We start from the raw sequence: 19765 nt of genomic DNA, 5'->3' as shown, positions 1-19765 counted from the left end.
ACCCAACCCATCGGCATTGCCTCGGGCGTGCTCACCGGTTGCCGGCAAAGGTCCTGGTGGCGTATCGGCGTTCAGCAGGGGGTGGGGCAGCCACCAAAACGCTGGTGTCACCAAACGACGGACACGTTCGACCTGGTCACCGTTTGGGCGGAAGACACGTTTCTGTCGGCTCGGCAGCGCAGGCGGTGAACAACTGCGGCACGGCGGCACGGCGCCACAAGCCTACAAAGGCTGGAAGGGTGCCCGCGCGCTGTTGGCGAGGCCGCTGTTCAGCTTTTGAAGCAAGCGCACAAGCTCTTTGGTTTCTTTCGCATCCAACGGGCCCGTCAGTTGTTGGTACGCGGCGCCGGCTAGCGATTGCGCCGAACGCAGCACCGTCCAGCCCTCATCGGTCAGCTCCAACGCCAACTGGCGCCGGCTTTGTGCGGATGTGGCGCGGCGCACCAGACCGCGATCACTCAGGCCTCGGATGACGCGCAACACGGTGACTTTGTCAAAAGCCAGCGCTCTGGCCAGTCGCGTCTGGTCAAGACCGGGCGCATTGGCCAGCACCGTCATCGTTCCGTACTGTGCCTGCGTCAAACCCAGCGCCGCGCAGTGGGACTCAAAAACGGCAGCCGATATTTGGTGCGCTCTTCGGAGCAAAAAACCCGGGCGGGCATACATCGGCTGCAGTGGCTCGAACAAGGGCCGGTCGGGTGTCTCCATGCTAGGGATTGTATGGATAGAAGTGCTGGTTGATCTGGATCAAAATTGTTGGCATGCTAACAATCTTAGGAGACAAATGATGTATGAATTTCCCGTCAAAGCACGGCGCTGGCTTTTGGTGACCGGGTTGGTCATGGGCGTGTCCGCAACACTCCCGGTCGCGGCCCAAGCCCCCAACACCGGACCGATCCGTTTGATTGTTCCTTTCACGCCCGGCACCGGGATCGATCTGATCGCGCGCACCGTGGGACCTCAGCTGGCTGAGCGCCTGGGCCGCCCGGTGGTGGTCGACAACCGCCCTGGTGCCTCCGGCAACATCGGAACAGAAGGTGTGGTGCGCGCGGCTGCGGACGGGTCAACCCTGCTCGTCAGCGTGAACACCTTGGTCATGAACCGCAGCCTCTACGCCAGCCTGCCGTTCGACCCCGTGAGAGATCTGGTACCTGTTGCCCGCACCAGCTGGGGTCAGTTGCTGCTGGTCACCCATCCGCGCACCGGCTTCAAGACAGCAACCGACCTGGTTGCGGCAGCCAAAAAATCGCCCGGCAAGTTGAACTACGCCTCTCCAGGCGTCGGCACACCACACCACCTGTCCATGGAGTTGTTCAAGAACACCGCTGGCGTGTTTCTGACGCACATCCCGTACCGCGGAACAGGACCCGCCGTGGGAGAGCTGATCGGTGGGCAGGTCGACGCCATGTTCCTGCCCATACACGTCGCCTTGCCCCAGATCCAGGCCGGCAGACTGGTGGCCTTGGGCATTGGCAGCGACAAGCGGCACCCCCTGCTGCCGGCGGTTCCCACCTTGGCCGAAGCCCGTGCGGGCAATGTCAACGTTGACATGTGGTACGGCATCTTTGCCCCCAAAGACACGCCCACCGAACTGGTGAACCGGTTGAACGCCGAGCTCAAGGAGATCCTCGCCAGCGAAGCCGTCAAAAAGGCCTTCCAGACCCAAGGGATGGACCCCAGCTACAGCACACCGCAGGCGTTTGCCGAACTGGTTCGCCAGGACGCCCAGCGCTGGGCCGAGCTGATTCGCGTACAAAACATCAAGGCGGAGTGAGCAACGCCATGCGTGACAAAGATCCAATCGCGATCGTGGGTGGCGGCATTGCAGGCCTCAGCTTGGCGCTGGCCCTTCACAAACGGGGGATAACGTGCGAAGTCTTTGAAGCCGTTCCTGAAGTTCAAGAAATTGGCGTGGGCATCACGTTGTTGCCCCATGCCATGCAAGAACTGACCGAACTGGGTTTGCAACCGGCATTGGAGGCCGTGGCGATCGAGAACCTGGAAAGCGTGTTTTTTAACCGCCACGGACAGTTCATCTACAGCGAACCCCGCGGTCGCCACGCGGGCTACGAAGTCCCCGAACTGGGCATTCACCGCGGCAAGCTTCACCAGATCCTGTACCGGGCCGCCTGTGAGCGATTGGGGGTGGAGCATGTGCATACCCAGCACCGTTGCACCCACTTCGAGCAGGATGCCAGTGGCGTGACGCTCCATTTCCGGCCCATCGGGGATGGCGAGCCCGTCCAGCCCGTGAGAGCGCGCCTGGTGGTGGCCTGTGACGGGGTGAACTCCGCGATACGTCGCCAGCTGTTCCCCAGCGACGCGGTGTGCTTCGCGGGCATCAACACCTGGCGCGGCGTCTCTGTGCACAAGCCTATTTTGACGGGCAAGAGCTACATCCGCATCGGCTCCATCGACACCGGCAAGATGGTGATTTACCCCATCGTGGACAACGTGGATGGCCAAGGCAACCAGCTGATCAACTGGGTCGCAGAAATCAGGCGCCCAGACGCCAAGATGAACGACTGGAATCAGCCCGGCGATCTGGACGATTTTTTGCCCACGTTTGCCGATTGGCGCTACGACTGGCTGGACGTACCCGAGCTCATTCGGGGCGCGCAGCACATATTCGAATATCCCATGGTGGACAAAGATGCTTTGCCGCGATGGACGCATGGTCGTGTGACGCTCATGGGCGACGCCGCACATCCGATGTACCCCAGGGGCTCGAACGGGTCCGCTCAGGCGTTGCTCGATGCACGCACCCTGGCGGATCTGCTGGCCCAGCACCCGGACGAGCTGCAAGCCCTTGCGCTTTACGAGGGAAAGCGACTGCCCGCCACCGCCAACGTGGTGCAGACCAACCGAACGCAACCCCCCGACGCCATCATCATGAAGGCCGACGAGTTGAGCGGCGGACAGCCTTTTGACAACATCGATGACCTGATCAGCCGGGATCAGCTTCAAGCGATTTCCGACCGCTACAAACAGGTCGCTGGGTTTGCGTTAGCGTCACCTCGTTGAAGGCTTCGCTCCCGGCGTGCACTCAAACGCCACCACCGCCACCCAACGGGGAACGGTTCGCGCCTGCGGCGCTCGCCAAGTTTGGGGCGAAAGCAGCCAAAGGCACACATGGGCACCGATTCTCCCGGTGTGGTGCGCGCTCAAGTCTGCTCGGGGCCGGCTCAATCGTCGGCTGCGTGCAGCAGGCGAACGAGTTCGGGCGTTCCCGAAATGCCCAGTTTTTCGATGATGCGCTGGCGGTGAAACTTGACGGTGCTCAGCGAAATGTCCAATTGCAGAGAAATGCCCACACCGGTCAGGCCTGCCGCCACCAGGCGGGCCACCTCGGCTTCGCGAGCGGTCAAGCTGCTCAGCAGCGCGCTGGCTTCAGCACGGCGCTGAGCTGCTTGTTGGCGCCGCAGGCTGCGTGCCAGCGACCGTTCGACGGCAGCCATCAGCTGGTCTGCATCAATGGGTTTGAGCAAAAAATCCACCGCGCCCGCTCTGAACGCCGTGACCGCCTCCAACGCACCACTGGACCCGCTCATCAGGATAAAACCCAGATCGGGCAGCTGTTGCAGCCGCACTTGAAGCTCCAGACCCGTCATGTCCGGCATGTTGACATCGCACACCACGCAGGTCAGCGGGACAGTGGGCGATGCGCCCGACTCGGTGGCGTCCAGAAACGCCTGCGGCCCTGAATAGGTCTCACAGGCATGGCCTTCGTAAGACAGCAAACTGCGAAACGCATCCAGAATGTCTGGATCGTCGTCGATCACGATCACACGTCCGTGCTGCGTGGTGGCTGGGGGGTCATTGAATGGTGGGGTATGCAAGTTGGGTCTTTTCGTCGGTAGCAGCGTCAGCCGGAAAAATGCGAGGCATGGAGAGTGTCACCTCCGCACCGCCGTGGGTTTGATTGTTCAGCACGAGCCCGCCCCGATGTTGATCAAGGATGCTCTGCACCACGTAGAGGCCGATGCCTCCCAGCGACATCGGGTCCCCTTGGAAGCTGCCCGGGGTGCGCTCCAGCAGAGACGGCGCAAACCCAGGCCCGGTGTCGGTGATCTGCAGACGCACCAGCCGATCGGTCACCTCCAAAGCCACGTGCACCTCACGCAGCGCTTCATCCGCCACGGCGGCAATGGCATTGAGAATCACCTGCAACACAGCCTGCGTCAGCTGAAGCGCATCGCCCTCGACCCAGGCCCGCGTGTCGGGTGCCGGGAAGTGCAGGTTCACGTTGCGGCTGATCGCTTTCAGGCGAATCAATTGGGCCGCGTCCTGCAACAGCACCGAAACAGCCACAGGCACCGACGCCACTGCGACCGGCGCCATCAGGTGGCGGGTGCGGTCGATGGTGTGTTCAGCCCGACGGATGTTGTGGATCACCCGGTCCATGCCAGGTATGAGGTATTCGGCCGGGGGTGTTTCGGCCCGAAGCATGCGCTGCCCATGCTGAACATGCAGCAACGCGGCCGTGAGGGGTTGTCGAATTTCCTGGCCCAGCGACTCGGACAGCACACCCAGCAGCCGTTCGCGGTCCAGCGCGACGAGGCCGTCGTGGCGCGCGCGCCACTGCTGCGCGCGTGCCAGCGTTTGCGCCTGTTGCACCTCGTGCCGCAAGGCGCGCTCCAGCGACAGTCCGAGGTAGCCCATGGACGCGACAAGCGCCATCACGAGGAACGTCAGACTGGACAACACGATGACCGCGCTACCGGCCAGCGTATGGATGTCAGGGGAGCCCAAGCCGGCGTTGACCATGTTCGCAGCGATGGCCAACGACTGCACAAAAAAAGAGCCGGCAATGAACTGTGCGTTGCGGCTCACCTCGGTTTGGCCAATGCGCCAGGCTGCCGCGACCAAAACAAGCATCGGGATCAGATTTATCGCCCGCAGCAGCACGCCCAGCACCTGCGGCGACGCCACAGAAAGCAGCCACCACAACAGGACGGCGTAACTGATGCACACCAAGCCCATGCGCCACCACACCGGTGGGCGCTCACTGGCGGGTCGCAAACTTTGCGTGACCAGCAAAATGCCAAGCAAGATCAGCGGCTGACCCAGGACATAGCTGAGTTCGTCGCCCACCCGGCCACGCAGCCCCATCAGCACAATGCCCACGCCGCCGAACATGCTTCCTGCGCACCACAAAATGGGGGATCGCTTCCACGGAAAACCCAGGACGAACCACACCCCCAGCGGGAGCAGCACATACATGGCACCGGCGATCAGCATCAGGGTGCGCGCGTCCAGGTCGGTACCGATCATGCGGGCACCTCGGGTGCACCGGGCAAGCTGAGCACAGCCTCCGTCCCGCCCTCGGGGTGGTTGCGCAAGCTCAGACTACCCCGGTGCTGCCGAACAATGGCCAGGGAAATGGCCAGGCCCAACCCCAGGCCGGCGTAGTGCTTGCGGGTGCTGATGAACGGCGCGCCCCAGCCCTCAAGTACCTCGTCCGCCACACCGGCGCCATGGTCCCGCACCACGACATGAACCTGGTTCCCTTCGGCCCGCCCGTGCACATGCAACAGACGCTGCTCACCCCGCTCCACCGCTTGCGTGGCGTTGCGCAGCAAATTCATGAGCACCTGCGAAAGCGCCACCTCGTCGCCGTTGCACATCAGGGGGACGCTGCCCATGGAGACCTTGACCCGCACGCCCAGCGAGGCCCAATACGCCTGCAGCATGTCCGACGAGGTCCGAACCACGGTGCGCAGGTCCAGCCGCTGATGTGCGTGTGGCTGGTCGCTGGCCTGGGTGGCCGATCGGATGCGGTCCAGGATGGCGCTGGTTCGTTGCAGGCCCACCAACATGCGTTCCAGCAGCTCGACCATCAGCCCGTGTTGGACCACGCCGCTGCGCAGGTGGCGCTGCGCCACCTGTGCCTGCAGCAGCGCGGCGGTCAGGGGTTGGCTCAGTTCGTGCGCAAGCGATCCCGAAACCAGCACCATGCGGGTTTGCCGGTCGTGCAGTTGCAAGAGCGCTTCGAGCCGGGCTGTCTCCTCGGCCGCTGCCTGTTCCCGGGCCGCTCGCAGCCGCTCGTGCTTCGATGCATCCAGCACCATGCCGGCGAAACACAAGTGCCCACCCACGGCGATGACCAGCGCGACCAGTGCGATGCCGTTGGCGTACCAGGTGTCGTCAAACAAATTGGGGACGTGGTCTGCATGCCGAAAAGCAATGGACAGCGTCTGTGCCCAAAGACCCAAGCCCATGATCCCGTAACACACGCCGATGGCCGTAGCGTTGTGGCTGGTCAAGGCGTGCGACAGCCGCCAGGCCTGCAACGCAATGAAGAGCGACAAAAAACCCAAGGAAGCGCGCACCGCCATGGCGCTCATCTTGGGTTGAAACTCACTGTAAAGCATGCCGTAACACAGGGCGAACAGCACAATTGAACCAACGATCCGGCGCAACGCCCAAGGCCGGCCCTGCACCGACCGCAACGACTGGGCCCAAAACATATACCCCGCCACCAAGCTGGCGCTGGCGGTCGTGAAGCTGAGCCATCGGGGTATCCAGGGATGCACCCCAACCAAGACGATGCCCAGCGCAGCGAACACACTGCCCATGCACCACCAAGCGACCGCCACATTGCGCTGCCCGGCTGTGATCAGCGCGAGCATCATCGAAAGCACGGCGAACAGCAGTGCCGCCAGCAGAAACGCGGTCAGGCTATCAATCATCAGATCTGTTATTTATAACATCGAAGAGGCCATTACAGCCCCAAGAGGTAACAACTGTACTTTGGATCAGTTCACTCACTGCATTGCATGAATAAAATAAGCTCGCCGGCCCAGCATGGTGAAAACTAAAAATCATTCTGAAAATTTTTGGCGGCGACCGATTGCTCAAGTCACCGTCGAGCAGTTTTTTCCATAAAAAATTGAGAAAGGTGAGCAACTTACACGGTTTTTTGTTTTCGCCGATGCCATTTGTTCGATCATCAGATGGCCTTACCCTATCTCTATATTCACCCAGCCCTATGCCATCAGATCCCCGCGAAAACTCCAACACCAAAAACGGTGGTTTCCAGGTTGACAAGGAAGTCAAAAAGTTTGCGCATATGCCAGACAAAACTTTGAACCACTCAACAGCCGGCTATTGCGGGACTTTTTACGCCAGCCGTTTGTTGGCCTTGTCTGTTGGAAAAATCCAGTCCATGGTGGAAAAAGGCGAGCTCGAAGCCTGGAAAACCACGGGTGGGCATCGCCGCATATCCATCGCCTCCATACGGGCCTACCAGGCGCTGTACGGCGTCAAGGCGTCTGCGCTGATGGCCAATAACCCGGTCATGCGCATGGTTGTGATCGACGACGACGCCCCGACCCGCGAGATGATGGGTGAGTTGATCGGTCGTTGGAAATTGTCCATTGATTGCACGTTCATGGCTTCGGGCCTGGAAGCTTTGATGGACATGCAAAACCTGCGACCCGACGTGCTCATGACCGACCTCAATATGCCGGGTGTGGATGGTTTTGCGTTGCTGCGCACGCTGCGCGGCAACTCGACATTTGAAAAGGTGGTGATGGTGGCCATCACCGGGATGTCTGAGTTGGACATTGAACGCCGGGGCGGCCTGCCCGAACACACCATTGTCTTGAGCAAACCGGTCGATCCCAATTGGCTGCAGGGTTTTGTGACCGCGCTGTCCACGCGCCATGTCATCAGCGCGCCGGCGGTGCCGAAACAGGTTCAACCCGAACTGTAATCCGCCCGAGCGAGCGCGTTAAAAAAAACCATTGGCATCAAGGCCTGCTTGCAAGGCGGCCAGCCGCACAACAGCCGCACACCAGCCGCACACGAGTGTGCACCCGATGCAATGGGGTATTTGGCGGTGGCAGGTGCCTGGGCTCGTGGGCTTCTTTGGCCTGAACCCTCACCCCCGGCAGGCTCCCAGGCGCCTGCTGCGGTCGGTTTCCCGGCAGGCCTGGTCCATGCGTTGCTCATGGTCGCGTGCCACTGCGGCGGTGCTGCGCCGTTCGGCACCCTTCTGAAGCAGACCAAGGCCCCCATCTTGCATTTTCCCAGCCGCGGAACGGTTGGCTAACACCACACTTCAAGCCCGAAACCAGGGTGGCGCAACCCTTCTGAGGGCGGTCGCTGTGTGGCCCTGCCGCCGGACGGTGAAGGTGTAGCTCCAGCCCCAGCCGGACCGCAAGGGCAGGGCGCCTGAGGGCTGCGTCCTGGCGCCAGCGCCTCAAACCGGCCAAGCGGGCTGGAACAAATTATTGTTTGAAATCATTTTTAATGTTAAAGTGACATAATCTTCAAACATGGTGATTTGCGCACCGTACCGCGCCACGCAGCGCCCAACCGGTGTGCCGCAGCGTCCGCGCTGGTGACCAAGCCCTGTAAGTTCCTCCCATTTTTTGCACAGCAGCATGACCCAAGACATCGAGAAAAGCGGGAATATCCTCATCGGCGAGGGTGTGACCATGACCGGTTCCCTGAGTGTGCCGGGCAAGGCAACCATCAATGGTTGGCTCAAGGGTGAGTTGGAGGCGGACGAGTTGGTGGTGGGGCCTGAGGGCAACGTGGTCGGTAAGGTGGTGGTGCGCATTGCAGACATTCACGGCTCGACGCACGACAGCATCGAGGCCAAAGAGCATTTGATTATTCGCAGCACGGGCCAGGTCCACGGTTCCGCCATCTACGGAAAAATTGAAATTGCACGCGGTGGAACCATCGTCGGGCAGGTCAGCCCGACGGAGCTGCTGGTCGTTTCTGAGGCCGCACGCGCAGCCGCCAAGCCGCTGGATGTGAAGCCCGAACTCACCAGCTTGCCCGACATATCCAGGGTCTTGGGCAGCGAATAACGGGCCCCATGCCTCCGTGAGCCGTGTTTTTCAGGCATCGGTTCACCGCTTGATCGCTTCACCGGTGGCGGGTTCGTGCCCATGCGCCAGCGTGGCAAAAGCGCATCGGCTGCAGCGGATGGAGAAAAGTCTCACTTAGCCCCTGTTTTTCCGGCTGTGGCAACGGCAACCGTCCTCAAAAGCACGGCGACCTGGGGCTCTATTTCCACCCGTTTCGCTCTAAGGCCTTCCGCCGCGCAGGCCCTCTGCATGGGCATGAAGTCTCCCTTCCCGGGCCTTGGCGGTGTGGCGGGCCCTGTCGGTCTGCGCGCTGCTGAGCCAGGTCTATCCAGCCCTTGTCGCTGGGGGCTTGCCGCCCCGTTGGTGGCGCGGTGGTGCGAAACGCGCAGCGACCCCGGGATGTGCTGGGCACATTGGTGGCGCCGCTGTGCAGCTGCACGCTGTATGGGCGTTCAGGGTGTCGGCTGTTGATGCTGATCCCGTTTCAAACCGGCTGCAGGGCGGCACTTTCTCTGCAGTGGTGACACGCTTTAAATCATGAAAAATAGTAAAATCGCATTTTTTACTTTAAAGTGCTATGGCGGTATGTATCCAGTTTGGCGGTGAGGATGCTTCGTGCCCAAGCCGGCTCCGAGGCGTGGGCACATCCTGTGTGCGCGCCCTGCGCTGAAAGTGAAGCAGCTTGAACCCATGCGTTTTGATCACGTTCTCCAACATGCCTGACCCTGTGTCGCAAGGCTTGCTTCAGGCGGTGGACCGTTTGCCTTGCGCGCTCCATGAGCTGGTTCTTGGCGACGTGCCGCTGGTCGACAACCTGGAGCGTCTGCGGCGCGAATGCCTGGGCGCCAGTGCCTTGGTGGGCGTTGGCGTGGCCGGCACGCTGCTGCTCAGTGCTGCCGCGCGCACCGACGTGTTGAGCCAGCAACGCCTGTTGGCCTTGTTTCCGTTTATGGGCCAGGACGCGCTGCCGTACGGACGCGGCGCCGGATTGTCCGCGCAGGTCAGCGATGTGCTGCTGCGCCTGGGCACGGCGCGGATCGCCCGGCGCCTTCTCTCCCGTGTTGCGGTCACGTCCCATCCCCTGGGGTTGCAGGGCGTTTATCCCCCGGGCAGTGTGTCTTGGACGCGCGCCGCCGGCTGTGCGGCGAGCCTGGAGTTTGTGTCGCTGGTTATTCCGCCAGCCCTGCCCGTCACGGTGGTGCTGAACCGGGAGGCACTCGCCATGGAGGCAGCAGCCTGTGAGCTGCTGCTGGCCGCGCTGAATGAGCACCTGTCGCTTGGACTTGACGCGCCCAACGCGCCTGACTTGGCTGAACACCTGAGGGGCTGGCTGCAAGGCCAACGGTGGCCCTCGCCGGTGGAGGTGCCCCATGCTTGATTGGTTTCTCGACTTTCCGCTCCGACCGGGCTACCAGGTGGCCTGGATTCTGGCAACGCTGATTTGTATCGTTGTATTGATCGGCGTGAGCCGGATTCGCCGGCGCCGCCACCGGGTGGCGGGGCCTGGCGCGCCGACCGGTGAGCGCATCGATGAGCCGGCCCAGGTTTCAGATGCCCCGTCGGCGGCGGCGCTCGCGAAGACCTTGGAAAGCCTGGAGAAATACAGCCGCCTCCAAGCGTCGCTGCGCGAGCGGTTGGAACACACGCGTGCGCAGGCCGAGTTGACCAAGGCGCGCGTGGAGTCCACCGCCCAGTTGTTGCGGCAGTCGGCATCAGAGATGCGTCTGCCGCACGTGGTGCACGAGATTTACCAGAGCCTGCGCGCCTTGCCCAAGAAGTCGTTGCTGGTGCAGCAGGCTGACCGCGATTGGCACCAGATGGTGGGTGTTGAACCGGGGCCGGTTTTGGTGCTTGATGCCGCTGCGGCGCACTACGTGGTCGACTTCACCTGCTTTGGCCGGCCTTTGCGGGTGACCTGCCGGACGTTCAAATTGTCGCGCTCGACATTTGACGAGTTGAGCCTGTTTGACGGCCACGACCACCCCGTGCTGACCTCCCGTGTGTTCCTCGATCAGCAGCGCCTGCACATCCTGGATGCGACGGTGTCCATGTACCGGCCGGGTCCTTGGGTCGATGTGTTACTCGATTCCCGCGCGCTCATGGACGAGCGCCGTGAAACCCTTTTGCTTCATTCTCAATACCGGGAGCTGGAAAAAATGCGCGATGACTTCGGACTGAATGGTTCGCTAATGACGCAGAGGTCCGATACATGATTCGAAAAGCATTGGCTTATGTCGGTCTGTCCCGTTCGACAGGGCCGGACGAAAAAATGGTGGACCTGCGCGGCTTGAACAAGCCCGCCGCCTCGGGCGCTTCGGTGGCGGACTCAGCGTCGCCATTGATCCAGGCGTTTCGCAAACGGCTGCAGCTTCAGGCGAGCCCGGGCCCCAGCGCTGACGCCGACGGACTGCGGGGCGAAACCCTCCGGCCACCGGTCTTTCGAAGCGCGGGGCAGTGGACGACCTTGGTCGGCCTGCTGCTGTGTGCGAGCGTGGTGGTCTGGATCATGTTTTCTGCCTGGGCACTCGTCTCGGTGGCCCATGCCAGCGCGGAGGTGCGTTTGCGCCCGCCGGTGCTGAAGGCCTATCCACCGCTGGCGCAGACCCGGTTGTTCAGCCCGCCTGTGTTGGATCAAGACATACAACGGCTGCTCTCGCCCGAGCAAGACAGCTTGGTGCGCGTATTCCAAAACATTGCCGCTTTTGAAAATGCCCGCGCAGAGGAGCTGCTGCGCTCCTCACCCACCACCGTTCAATCGGTGCTCGCGGGCTCGCCCGCCGCCGCTGCAGGCCTTCAGGTGGGCGACCGCATCACGCGGATCAACGAGGCGCCGGCGGACTTCGTGTGGGACCTTTACAAAGCCCTCACACAAACGCCACAGCAATCGATTGCCATCGCGTTCCAGCGCGGCGAGGCACCGCTGAACGCGGTGGCCGATCTGGAGGAGGGCGCAGCGTTTGACATGACCAACCACGGTCTGCTGTTTGATGTGCCGGCGCACATTCGCTACCTCGGCCCCACCGACGTGAGCCGCCTGGCCAAACAGCTGCGCACAGACTATGTCAATGCTGCCCCGTCCGAATGGCGCAGAGCCTATGTGGACGGATTGCTGACCATGACCCAGGAAATCGTCGCCAACCTGTCGGCCTTGGCGGCGGCGCCGCCCGATGGGAAAAACTACATCCGCAGCGAGGAGCTGCTCAGCTGGTACCACGGGAAATTTCTGGAGGCGGCTGACGGGCAGCGCACCACCCTGATGCGCTTGCAGGCATTGCAAACGCAAGCTTTGTACGAGCTGGGTTTGGGGCTGCTCGCCGCGGGTTTGGCCTGCCTGGTCGGGCTTGGTGTGGCCATGCGCTCCCAATGGGAGGTCTCATGACACAGCAAGTGCGTTGCCTTCGCGTGCGGATTGGGGCGGACACGGTGAACCTTCCCCTGTCTTCGGTGGCGCGGGTTGGTCTGCTGGACCGTGTCAGCTGGTCGGGCTCAGACGCCACGGGATCCCCTTTGATGCTGGCCCAGACCGATCTGGGGCCGGTGGTGGTGCTTTCGGCGCAGGCGTTTCTTGACAAGGTGGACACCTCCCCGCACCCGGCCTGGGCCATCGTGCTCTCGGCACCAGCGCAGCCGGTGTTGGCCTTTGGCGTCTGTGCTGTGGACGGTTTTGTCGTTTCAGATGCATACGCCACCGTCTCGACGCCAGCCACTTCGGCCGAACACGCCATACCCTCATGAGATTTTTCGCAGTGAAAAGAAGCCCTTTCAATCTGGTTGTCTTGCTGGCCTGGACGGCTGTCCTGAGCGTCCTGCTGCTGTCGCTCGGGCTGAGCGAAGTGCGCCACGCCCGGCAACAACTCGCCATGGACATGGCCCAGTTGAACAACAACGCGGGCAACCTGCTGGTCCAACCGCTGCTGCTTGACCCGCAGCACCCGAACCGCTTGGCGCTCCTGGCCCAGGCGACTGAACAACTGGAGCAGCGTCTGGAACAGGATGTGCGTTTGCTCGGGCTCACCCCACAAGTTCAACGGTTGAAGCAGCTGCGTGAAACCTTCGCGGATTTTGAGCGCGAGCAGGAAGCGGTTGCATCGCTGGCGCGGCTGCTGGGTAGCATGGCGGACGTCCCGTCGACCGAAATGCAGCTGCAACGGCTGCTTCAAAACCTGCGCGGCTCCACCACATCGGCCAACGACCTGGTGCGGTTGAGGGCCTTTTTGCTGGCCCGGCGGCCCGCCACCGGCCTGGGCGCTGTGCAAGACCCGTTTCTGGTGGGCGTTGCCAACGCGCCTGCTGCGCTGCGCGCCGGCATCGAAACCATCGACCGCTTTGAATCGCACCGCACGGACGTGCTGTCGATGACGGACGAGCTGCGCCTGTCCAGCCTTCAGGACGTTGAGGTTTTGCCGGTGGGCATGCAGCGCAACCTGAGCGTTTCAGCGGCTGTTGTGGGCCTGCTCCTGCTCGTTTTGATGGCGCTGCGCCAACCCGACAACCGGCGCCTGGTGCCGCCCGATGAGATCCGGCGTCTCGTTGACCGCAGCGCCCCTGCACCCCAGCCCAGCCCAGCGCCACCGGTGCCACCACCCGCACCACCCATAGCGCCACCCGCAGCGCCCATGGCGCCACCCGCGCTCAGCCCGGTGCCACCCCAGCGGCCCGACGCCAAAGCCTTGCTCGCCGTGTCCGACATGTCGCTCCGGTTCGACAGCGTGTGCCGCGAGCTCCAAACAGCGGTTGACAGCGCCGTGGAGTCCAGTGCTGGCTTTGACCGCCGGGTGAAAAGCATGGTCGAAGGGGCTGTGAACCAGCCCAACGAAAGCGCGATGCAGATGGCGCAGACCCTGCAGCAACTCGACGGCTTGCTGCTCCATGCACGAGAGGGCGCCATCAACATGGCGTTTGGTCTGGACGAGAGCCTCGCCAGCGAGAAGCGGTTTTCCGCCGCAGAGCTTCTGGAACGCCACCTCACCGCGGCCATGGCGCTGTTGAGCCAGTTGCATGCCTTCACCGCAGGTGAAACAGGTCGAGACGCCGAAGGCCCGCAAACACTCGTGTCCCGCCGCACCCTCACGGTGTTGCAGTTTGAACTGCAACACCAGCTGGCCCGACAACAGGCAGAGCTTCGAAGCCTGTCCAAACGCTTGCAGCAGCTGCTGCAAGCGCGCCCCCTTTCGCCATGAGCGGGCGCATCGGTACGTCTTCAACACGGGATAGAGCATGACCATCGGTGAAGTCAACGAGTTGTTTCTGATTGATGCCCAGCACTTGACCAGTGAAGTGCAGCGGTTTGCTCGGGGTCGGTCGGTGACAGCGCCCAGTGGCGCAGCCCATGCCGCCGATGCGCTGGGCGACCTGCTGCGCAGCTTGGGGCTGCACCACTACGCCACATGCGCCCTGAGCTTGGCGACCCGCCTGCGCGGCGCCAGCGCGGCGCCCGACCTGGACAGCGATCGGGCCGCCGCCGCCACCCTGAGCGCACGGCTCAGCGACGTCATTGAGCAACTGCGCCACCAAAAAGAGGTGGACGACGGCAGCGAGTTCGCGGCCATGTGGGCCGCCGAATACGGCACCCGCCAGCCACCTGTGGCGTTGCAGGCCCCGCTCACGCCGCCCCCCACGGGCAGCCCGCCCCTGGATGCGGCCACGCCAACACCGACTCCAGCACCAACACCGACTCCAACACCAGCAACGGTGTCCTCGACCGTGCCGCCCCAGCCGCCCCAGCCCCACCCAGCGCTGGCCGCTGGGTTCGCGCCCACCGCAGCAGTGGCCCAGGCCGCTGCGGTGTTGCCCGTTGAAATGCTCCCCGGCGCAGACGGCATAGAAGGCACAGACGGCACAGACGGCACAGACGGCACAGACGGTGCGTGGCCGCCTCGTTCGGCCTTGGACGGGCCTGCCGAGCCGCCCGCGCTCGCCCAACAACCTGCGGGCTACGGTTTTGAAACCCGCTCGCGCACAGCCCTGCTTTCGCAAGCTCAGTACCTGCATGGCCAGTTGGCCCTGTTCGATCCGGGCCCCGAACAGCGCGCCGCCAGTGCGCAGGTGTGGCAGCTGCTCGAAGGCCTGCGCCTGCCCTGCAGCCGAATCGACGCCGTCACCCTGCAAACGCCCGTTTCGGCCTCGTTGCTCGCGCTGGGTGGGCTCGGCGCCGCGTTTGAGCACCTTGGGGTGTCTGTCGCAGAGCCCGTCCCGGGCGACGACGGAACCGTCTGCATCGACGTCGCCGCGCGGGAGACGTCGGCCTTTGCCATGGCCGCTGCGGGCGACGCTATGGGCCAATGTGGTGGCCGCATCGACGCCAGCCCCATGGGATGGCGCTTGAGCGTCCCGGCCGACACCGATCGGCTGCGGGTGGTGGTGCTCGAAACCGACGCAGGCCCCGTCGCCGTCCATGCCCTGCAATTTGAAGCTTGGGTCACCGATGCGCCGCACCATGTCACCGGTCTGCTCTCGCTCCGGTTTGGCGCCCTTGAGCTGCAACTGGCACTGCCCTGCCGCATGGAGAGCTTTTCGGAGCAGCCTGCGCCCGTGGACGTCTGGCGGTTTGAGCTACCGCCAGCCAGCCATTGGCCGCGCCCCGAGGGCTGGGATGCGGTGGTCACCGATGTGAACGGCCGCGTGATGCCGCTCTTGGTGCCCCAAGCGGTCACCGAAGGCCAGCAATACCAACTCAACCGGCCGTGCTGATGGCCCGGCGCTGTTCACGGTGGGGGCTCCTTGGCGCGCTGTTGGTCTGGGCTGGGCTGGCGCTGGGCCTGCCGGGTGCCCTTCATGCCCGCGAGGTGCCCGCATGGCAAGCGCTTCTGCAGGCCCATGCAGAGCAGCAAGCGCTGCCTCCCGGCGTGCGCACCGAGCTGGCTTTTGCGCCAGACCAGCCCGGCCCGCCCCGTTGCGACAAAGGCCTGGCCCTGCTCAATCCCTCGCCGTCGGTGTGGCGCGGCCGCCTGCGCGTAAGCCTGCAGTGCCAGCAGCCCGCCTGGCGCTGGAACGTGATGGTGAACGTCAAGCGCTACAGCCCGGTGGTGCGTACGCGGCGCGCCTTGCCCAGCGGTTCTGTGGTGCAGCCCGACGATGTGCAGCTCGTTGAAGTGGACATTTTTCTGGAGCCACCCGGGGGCGCCACCGGGCTGGATCAGGTGTTGGGCCTAGAAACCTCGCGCCCCTTGCGCGAAAAAAGCAGTATTTCACTAAACACATTGCGCTTGCCGACCGTCATCAAAGCAGGTGACCGAATTTCTGTGCGCGTACTGGGTAGCACCTTTGAAGTGCTCAGCCAAGGCACGGCCTTGCAAAGTGGCGCCACAGGCGACACCATCCGAGTGAAAATGGTCGACGGCAAACCCCTCAACGCCGAGGTGGTGCGCAGCGGCGAAGTAGCGATACGACTTTAAGGGAGCTTTCCATGAACCTCCGACAACTGCCAGGCACCGGCGTGCCAACCAACGCCATTGACCGCGCACCCGCTGCCCGCGCGGACGGCGAAGCCGTGCGCGCGGGCGCAGCGCCCGCTGCGCCCAGCGCGGTACCGGTTCCCGCTGCCAGCGTGCAGGTGTCTGCGGCGGCAGCGGCAGGCAGCTTGGCCACCGCTGCACGGCTCGGCGAATCCAGCACCAGCGATGCCGAGCTGATCGCCACCCTCAAGGCCCGCATCGCCGCCGGCGAATTCCACATTGACTACGGAAGCCTCGCCCGCTCCCTCGTGGAAGACGCCTTGCAGGCGATGGGCCAACAGCGTTGAACATGAACACCCCCGGCGCAGCCCATTCCCACCAGCCCGAGCCCTCGCCCCCGGGTACCCACACGGTGGAATCCCTTTTGCTGGCCCTGCAGGCGGCTTCCAAGCGCCTGTGCCAAGCGCTGGAAGACGGTCAGCTGGACCAGATCGCCGCCATCAACAGCGAGCTTGAAGCCTGCTTTGGCCCCATCGAGCGGTGGCAGGGTGGTGTTGCCGGCTTCACCGCCTGCGTAAAAGCCCTGCCCGAAGCTTCGCGGCAAGAAAACCTCGACCGCCTGGTGCAGATCCGCCTGGAACACCGCATCAGTGGCGCCCTGATACGCGCTGCCGCGCAGCGCATTGCCGCGCTGCAGGCTTTTCATCTCGCCGCCAGCGACCTCGCCACCTACGCGCCCGGCGTGCCCGCCGTCACGGGCTCCCAGCTCTCACGGCGCGCCTGACGTTTCCAGCCAAGCCCGCAGGCGCAGCATCGCCTGCGTGTGCAGCTGGCTGATGCGCCCCGGTGTCAGGTCCAACACCTGGGCAATTTCCCGGTAGCTCAGATGCTCCGTGTAATGCAGCGCCAACACCTGCTGCTCCTTCACCGCCAGCCGCGCCAGCAAAGGCTCCAGCTGTTGCAGCGTTTCGCGCACCGAAGCCTGTTCAAACGGGTCGCTGTCCATCTCGGCCATGGGCTCGTCCGACTCCGCCACCTGCTCCACCACCGTGATCGACACCGCCCCCTCCAGCAGCGTGTGGTACTGCGTGAGCGACATGTCCAACGCCTGCGCCACTTCGCCGTCTTCGGGTTCGCGGCCCAGCGCGTGCGCCAGTGCGGTGATCGCGTCTTGTGCCGCGCGCAATTTCCCGCGCTGGTGGCGTGGCAACAAATCGTTGCTGCGCAGCCAGTCGTAAATGGCACCGCGTATGCGCAGCCGCGCATACACCGCAAACGGCGCGCCATCGGGTTGCGGCTGCCAGCGCCGCGCGGCATCCAGCAGGCCCAGCATGCCCTCCTGGATCACATCGTCCAGCTCAATCGAGGCCGGCATGCGCGACGCAATCTGGTGCGCCAGCCGGCGCACCAGCGGGGCATGTTCATGCACCAGCGCGTCTGCCACGGCTGCGCCGTAAGCCTCGCCCTTGCGCGCGCGCTGCAAGCCCATGCGCTCAGTCCGCCGTTTGTTCGGCCATGTGCCGGGCCAGCAGCTGGTACATCGAAATGGGCAAAAACTCCCCGTCCACCGGGCTGTCACCAAACACACTCGTGCTCGCCGCGCGAAACCACCCCATCCAGGCCAGCGGCTGTTCCATCAGATCCATCGAGCCGGCTTCCAGCCGGTCGAAGGCCTCGCGTGCCGCCTCCGCGTCGTTGCCCCCCACCACCATCACCGGCACCGGCTCCCCGCCGCTCATGATCGACAGCTCCCGCACATGCGACAGGCCCCGCGTCAGCGACGCATCGTCAATGCCCACCACCATCACCCGGTGGATCTGGTTGCCGTAGCAGCGCATCGTGCTGCCAAACGGCTCGCAGGTCGCCACCACCACCACGTCAAAATCCAGCTCTGTGCCCTGCAGCATGCGCACCAGCGAGGGGCCGCGCGCGCGCTTGCTGTTCACCGCAGCCTGCACCCGCATGCCCGAGGCAAACCACAGGTTGTCCATCACCTTGCGCAGCGCCCGGTTCAGGGCCACATCGCCGCCAAACACCTGGCCCAGGTCGTAACGCACCGGAAACGGCGTGGTGAGCGAATGGCGTTCAAACAAAGGCACCTCGTCCACCAGCAGCGTCAAGTGCCCCCGGCGGCGCAGCGCATGCGCGGTGCCCAGGCCCAGAGCCACCGTGGCATCGGGAGACAGCGCGCTCGCCACACAAAACACCACCGGTTCGCGTTGGCCAAACAGCGTGCGCAAGCCATCGGCCTGGTTGCGCGCAATACCGCTGGGCGCCGCAGCGTCGCGCTCCAGCGCATCGGCCATCGGGTCGGCTGCTGCTGCTGCAGCCGCAGAAAGTTCGGTGGGGGTGTCCTGCAGTGGGGTCATGATTTTTTCAGGTGCTCGGTCCAGGTCGACATCTCGTCGGCCATCAGGGCGGGAATGTGGGCGACATCGGTGTCGCTCGCGTCGCGTCCACGCGGGTTCACGGTGCGGTGGGCCAGGTAGGCCGCGTCGGCGGTGAACAAATCTTCGGGTACCCGCTGCCCATTGGCCAGAAACAGCAAAGGCAGGCGGTGCCGCATCACGCAGTCCATGGCCGGGGCCAGGCTCATGCCCTCGTCCATTTTGGTCACGATGGCCGCGTCAATGTTGTGCACGCCCAGCGCGTTCTGGTGCGCCTCCACCACATCGTCCATCGTTCGGGTGGACGTTGTGGCGCTCATCACCAACACCCGGCGCACGTCCGCGCAGCCTTCGCGAATCATGTCCAGCTGCTCCAGCATCATGGTGTCGTGTTGCCCCACGCCGGCGGTGTCCAGCAACACGATTTTTCGGCGCGACAGCTCCGACACCTTGGACTGCAGGTCTTCGCTGTCGCGCAGCGACACCACCGGCAGCCCCAAGATGCGTGCAAACACCTTCAGCTGCTCCTGCGCGCCGATCCGGTAGGTGTCGGTGGTCAGCAAAGCCACCTGCTGGCGCCCATAGCGCAGCACGCAGCGCGCCGCAATCTTGGCCACCGTGGTCGTTTTGCCCACCCCGGTGGGGCCCAGAAAAGCGTAGACACCGCCCGTGTCAAACAGCGCAAACGCGTCTCGCGTTTCCAGCCGCGCCTGCACCCAGCGCTGCGCATGGCCCAGCAGCGCTTCCAGCGTGTCTTCGGCCGGCAGGTCGCTCAGCATCTGCGCAATCACCTGCGACGAAAGCCCCGCGTTCAGCAGCCGCCGTGTCAGCAGCGCGCGCGCGGGCGAGTCCTGTTGCAGCGAACTCCACATGTTGGCCGCCAGGTGGCCCGACAGCAGTGCCTTCATCTCGCTCATTTGCACCGTCAGGTTTGACACCGCCGGGTCGGGCGCAGCCGCTTCGGGCGCCACCGGCACCGGCGCCACCGCTGCCACAGGCGCAGCAGGTGCCACGGCTGCCACGCTTGCCACAGGCGCCATGGCTGCCACAGGTGCCACAGGCGCCATGGCTGCCACAGGTGCTACAGCCGCCGCAGGCGCCAAGTCAGCAGGCGCCGCCGGCCAGGGCGCTGCGGCTGGCGCAGCGGGCCGCGCCGTCA

General features: G+C 64.0%; 21 protein-coding genes. 13 read left to right on the top strand and 8 right to left on the bottom strand.

The features are described from left to right. Positions 1–222: 222 nt before the first annotated feature. Complete coding sequence (locus ACTG4K_RS05320) at positions 223–708, bottom strand: MarR family winged helix-turn-helix transcriptional regulator (protein WP_439113168.1); 486 nt, start codon at positions 706–708, stop codon at positions 223–225. A 133-nt stretch (positions 709–841) separates the two neighbouring features. Between ACTG4K_RS05320 and ACTG4K_RS05315 the strand changes: the two genes are divergently transcribed. Both ACTG4K_RS05315 and ACTG4K_RS05310 read left to right on the top strand, forming a co-directional pair. After that, on the top strand, positions 842–1774 hold the full coding sequence (locus ACTG4K_RS05315) for a tripartite tricarboxylate transporter substrate binding protein (RefSeq protein WP_439113576.1): 933 nt from the start codon (positions 842–844) through the stop codon (positions 1772–1774). Between the two features lie 8 nt (positions 1775–1782). Continuing rightward, positions 1783–3024 carry a flavin-dependent oxidoreductase gene (locus tag ACTG4K_RS05310; RefSeq protein WP_439113167.1) on the top strand — a complete coding sequence of 414 codons (1242 nt, stop codon included), beginning with the start codon at positions 1783–1785 and terminating at the stop codon, positions 3022–3024. A gap of 161 nt (positions 3025–3185) precedes the next feature. Here ACTG4K_RS05310 and ACTG4K_RS05305 read toward each other — a convergent pair whose 3' ends face one another. The 3 genes from ACTG4K_RS05305 to ACTG4K_RS05295 are packed head-to-tail and all read right to left on the bottom strand — an operon-like array spanning position 3186 to position 6692. After that, a complete protein-coding gene (locus ACTG4K_RS05305) occupies positions 3186–3839 on the bottom strand; it encodes a response regulator transcription factor (RefSeq protein WP_439113166.1) in 654 nt (217 codons plus the stop codon). Then, positions 3817–5274 (bottom strand): sensor histidine kinase, encoded by a 1458-nt coding sequence (locus tag ACTG4K_RS05300; protein WP_439113165.1) that lies wholly within the window; start codon positions 5272–5274, stop codon positions 3817–3819. Before ACTG4K_RS05300 ends, ACTG4K_RS05305 begins: the two co-directional genes overlap by 23 nt. Further along, positions 5271–6692: an ATP-binding protein gene (locus tag ACTG4K_RS05295; protein ID WP_439113164.1), complete on the bottom strand. Its 1422-nt coding sequence runs from the start codon at positions 6690–6692 to the stop codon at positions 5271–5273. The genes ACTG4K_RS05300 and ACTG4K_RS05295 overlap by 4 nt, the downstream gene beginning before the upstream one ends. A gap of 161 nt (positions 6693–6853) precedes the next feature. On the opposite strand from ACTG4K_RS05295, the gene ACTG4K_RS05290 reads away from it, so the two are divergent. Beyond that, positions 6854–7717: a response regulator gene (locus tag ACTG4K_RS05290; protein WP_439113163.1), complete on the top strand. Its 864-nt coding sequence runs from the start codon at positions 6854–6856 to the stop codon at positions 7715–7717. 489 nt (positions 7718–8206) lie between these two features. Here the strand turns inward: ACTG4K_RS05290 and ACTG4K_RS05285 are convergent, their stop codons facing one another. Next, complete coding sequence (locus ACTG4K_RS05285; protein WP_439113162.1) at positions 8207–8392, bottom strand: hypothetical protein; 186 nt, start codon at positions 8390–8392, stop codon at positions 8207–8209. Here ACTG4K_RS05285 and ACTG4K_RS05280 point away from each other — a divergent pair. The 10 genes from ACTG4K_RS05280 (at position 8391) to ACTG4K_RS05235 (ending at position 17003) form a co-directional block, all read left to right on the top strand. Continuing rightward, positions 8391–8825 (top strand): bactofilin family protein, encoded by a 435-nt coding sequence (locus ACTG4K_RS05280; protein WP_439113161.1) that lies wholly within the window; start codon positions 8391–8393, stop codon positions 8823–8825. The two genes, ACTG4K_RS05285 and ACTG4K_RS05280, sit on opposite strands and share 2 nt — an antisense overlap. Before the next feature lie 715 nt (positions 8826–9540). After that, positions 9541–10203 carry a hypothetical protein gene (locus ACTG4K_RS05275; RefSeq protein ID WP_439113160.1) on the top strand — a complete coding sequence of 221 codons (663 nt, stop codon included), beginning with the start codon at positions 9541–9543 and terminating at the stop codon, positions 10201–10203. Further along, positions 10196–11038 (top strand): hypothetical protein, encoded by an 843-nt coding sequence (locus tag ACTG4K_RS05270; protein WP_439113159.1) that lies wholly within the window; start codon positions 10196–10198, stop codon positions 11036–11038. Before ACTG4K_RS05275 ends, ACTG4K_RS05270 begins: the two co-directional genes overlap by 8 nt. Beyond that, complete coding sequence (locus tag ACTG4K_RS05265) at positions 11035–12204, top strand: PDZ domain-containing protein (RefSeq protein ID WP_439113158.1); 1170 nt, start codon at positions 11035–11037, stop codon at positions 12202–12204. Before ACTG4K_RS05270 ends, ACTG4K_RS05265 begins: the two co-directional genes overlap by 4 nt. Before the next feature lie 44 nt (positions 12205–12248). Beyond that, positions 12249–12560 carry a hypothetical protein gene (locus tag ACTG4K_RS05260; RefSeq protein WP_439113157.1) on the top strand — a complete coding sequence of 104 codons (312 nt, stop codon included), beginning with the start codon at positions 12249–12251 and terminating at the stop codon, positions 12558–12560. Continuing rightward, positions 12557–14005: a hypothetical protein gene (locus ACTG4K_RS05255; protein WP_439113156.1), complete on the top strand. Its 1449-nt coding sequence runs from the start codon at positions 12557–12559 to the stop codon at positions 14003–14005. Before ACTG4K_RS05260 ends, ACTG4K_RS05255 begins: the two co-directional genes overlap by 4 nt. Positions 14006–14042: 37 nt before the next feature. Continuing rightward, a complete protein-coding gene (locus ACTG4K_RS05250) occupies positions 14043–15515 on the top strand; it encodes a hypothetical protein (protein WP_439113155.1) in 1473 nt (490 codons plus the stop codon). Positions 15516–15556: 41 nt separating this feature from the next. Continuing rightward, positions 15557–16219: a flagellar basal body P-ring formation chaperone FlgA gene (flgA, locus tag ACTG4K_RS05245; protein WP_439113154.1), complete on the top strand. Its 663-nt coding sequence runs from the start codon at positions 15557–15559 to the stop codon at positions 16217–16219. Between the two features lie 11 nt (positions 16220–16230). Then, complete coding sequence (locus tag ACTG4K_RS05240; protein WP_439113153.1) at positions 16231–16566, top strand: flagellar biosynthesis anti-sigma factor FlgM; 336 nt, start codon at positions 16231–16233, stop codon at positions 16564–16566. A 2-nt stretch (positions 16567–16568) separates the two neighbouring features. Then, positions 16569–17003 (top strand): hypothetical protein, encoded by a 435-nt coding sequence (locus tag ACTG4K_RS05235; RefSeq protein ID WP_439113152.1) that lies wholly within the window; start codon positions 16569–16571, stop codon positions 17001–17003. On the opposite strand, the gene ACTG4K_RS05230 is transcribed toward ACTG4K_RS05235, so the two are convergent. From ACTG4K_RS05230 to flhF, 3 genes are all read right to left on the bottom strand, one after another. Beyond that, positions 16989–17708, bottom strand: a complete 720-nt coding sequence (locus tag ACTG4K_RS05230; protein ID WP_439113151.1) for a sigma-70 family RNA polymerase sigma factor — start codon at positions 17706–17708, stop codon at positions 16989–16991. The two genes, ACTG4K_RS05235 and ACTG4K_RS05230, sit on opposite strands and share 15 nt — an antisense overlap. 4 nt (positions 17709–17712) lie before the next feature. Continuing rightward, positions 17713–18588 carry a hypothetical protein gene (locus tag ACTG4K_RS05225; RefSeq protein ID WP_439113150.1) on the bottom strand — a complete coding sequence of 292 codons (876 nt, stop codon included), beginning with the start codon at positions 18586–18588 and terminating at the stop codon, positions 17713–17715. After that, positions 18585–19765: flagellar biosynthesis protein FlhF (flhF, locus tag ACTG4K_RS05220; RefSeq protein ID WP_439113149.1), on the bottom strand; the 1181-nt coding region annotated here is incomplete at its 5' end. The genes flhF and ACTG4K_RS05225, both read right to left, overlap by 4 nt.

The sequence above is a fragment of the Hydrogenophaga sp. genome, from assembly GCF_965657535.1.
In the GTDB taxonomy this organism is placed as follows: Bacteria; Pseudomonadota; Gammaproteobacteria; order Burkholderiales; family Burkholderiaceae_C; genus Hydrogenophaga.
The sequence above is the reverse complement of the archived record's forward strand: the minus strand, read 5'-3'. Positions and strand labels throughout refer to the sequence as shown.

Bases quoted from the DNA above. Each gene is read 5' to 3' on its own strand.
- ACTG4K_RS05320 (WP_439113168.1), bottom strand. From the start codon at position 708: ATGGAGACACCCGACCGGCCCTTGTTCGAGCCACTGCAGCCGATGTAT.
- ACTG4K_RS05315 (WP_439113576.1), top strand. From the start codon at position 842: ATGGGCGTGTCCGCAACACTCCCGGTCGCGGCCCAAGCCCCCAACACC.
- ACTG4K_RS05310 (WP_439113167.1), top strand. From the start codon at position 1,783: ATGCGTGACAAAGATCCAATCGCGATCGTGGGTGGCGGCATTGCAGGC.
- ACTG4K_RS05300 (WP_439113165.1), bottom strand. From the start codon at position 5,274: ATGATCGGTACCGACCTGGACGCGCGCACCCTGATGCTGATCGCCGGT.
- ACTG4K_RS05295 (WP_439113164.1), bottom strand. From the start codon at position 6,692: ATGATTGATAGCCTGACCGCGTTTCTGCTGGCGGCACTGCTGTTCGCC.
- ACTG4K_RS05280 (WP_439113161.1), top strand. From the start codon at position 8,391: ATGACCCAAGACATCGAGAAAAGCGGGAATATCCTCATCGGCGAGGGT.
- ACTG4K_RS05285 (WP_439113162.1), bottom strand. From the start codon at position 8,392: ATGCTGCTGTGCAAAAAATGGGAGGAACTTACAGGGCTTGGTCACCAG.
- ACTG4K_RS05275 (WP_439113160.1), top strand. From the start codon at position 9,541: ATGCCTGACCCTGTGTCGCAAGGCTTGCTTCAGGCGGTGGACCGTTTG.
- ACTG4K_RS05270 (WP_439113159.1), top strand. From the start codon at position 10,196: ATGCTTGATTGGTTTCTCGACTTTCCGCTCCGACCGGGCTACCAGGTG.
- ACTG4K_RS05265 (WP_439113158.1), top strand. From the start codon at position 11,035: ATGATTCGAAAAGCATTGGCTTATGTCGGTCTGTCCCGTTCGACAGGG.
- ACTG4K_RS05255 (WP_439113156.1), top strand. From the start codon at position 12,557: ATGAGATTTTTCGCAGTGAAAAGAAGCCCTTTCAATCTGGTTGTCTTG.
- ACTG4K_RS05250 (WP_439113155.1), top strand. From the start codon at position 14,043: ATGACCATCGGTGAAGTCAACGAGTTGTTTCTGATTGATGCCCAGCAC.
- ACTG4K_RS05240 (WP_439113153.1), top strand. From the start codon at position 16,231: ATGAACCTCCGACAACTGCCAGGCACCGGCGTGCCAACCAACGCCATT.
- ACTG4K_RS05235 (WP_439113152.1), top strand. From the start codon at position 16,569: ATGAACACCCCCGGCGCAGCCCATTCCCACCAGCCCGAGCCCTCGCCC.
- ACTG4K_RS05230 (WP_439113151.1), bottom strand. From the start codon at position 17,708: ATGGGCTTGCAGCGCGCGCGCAAGGGCGAGGCTTACGGCGCAGCCGTG.
- ACTG4K_RS05225 (WP_439113150.1), bottom strand. From the start codon at position 18,588: ATGACCCCACTGCAGGACACCCCCACCGAACTTTCTGCGGCTGCAGCA.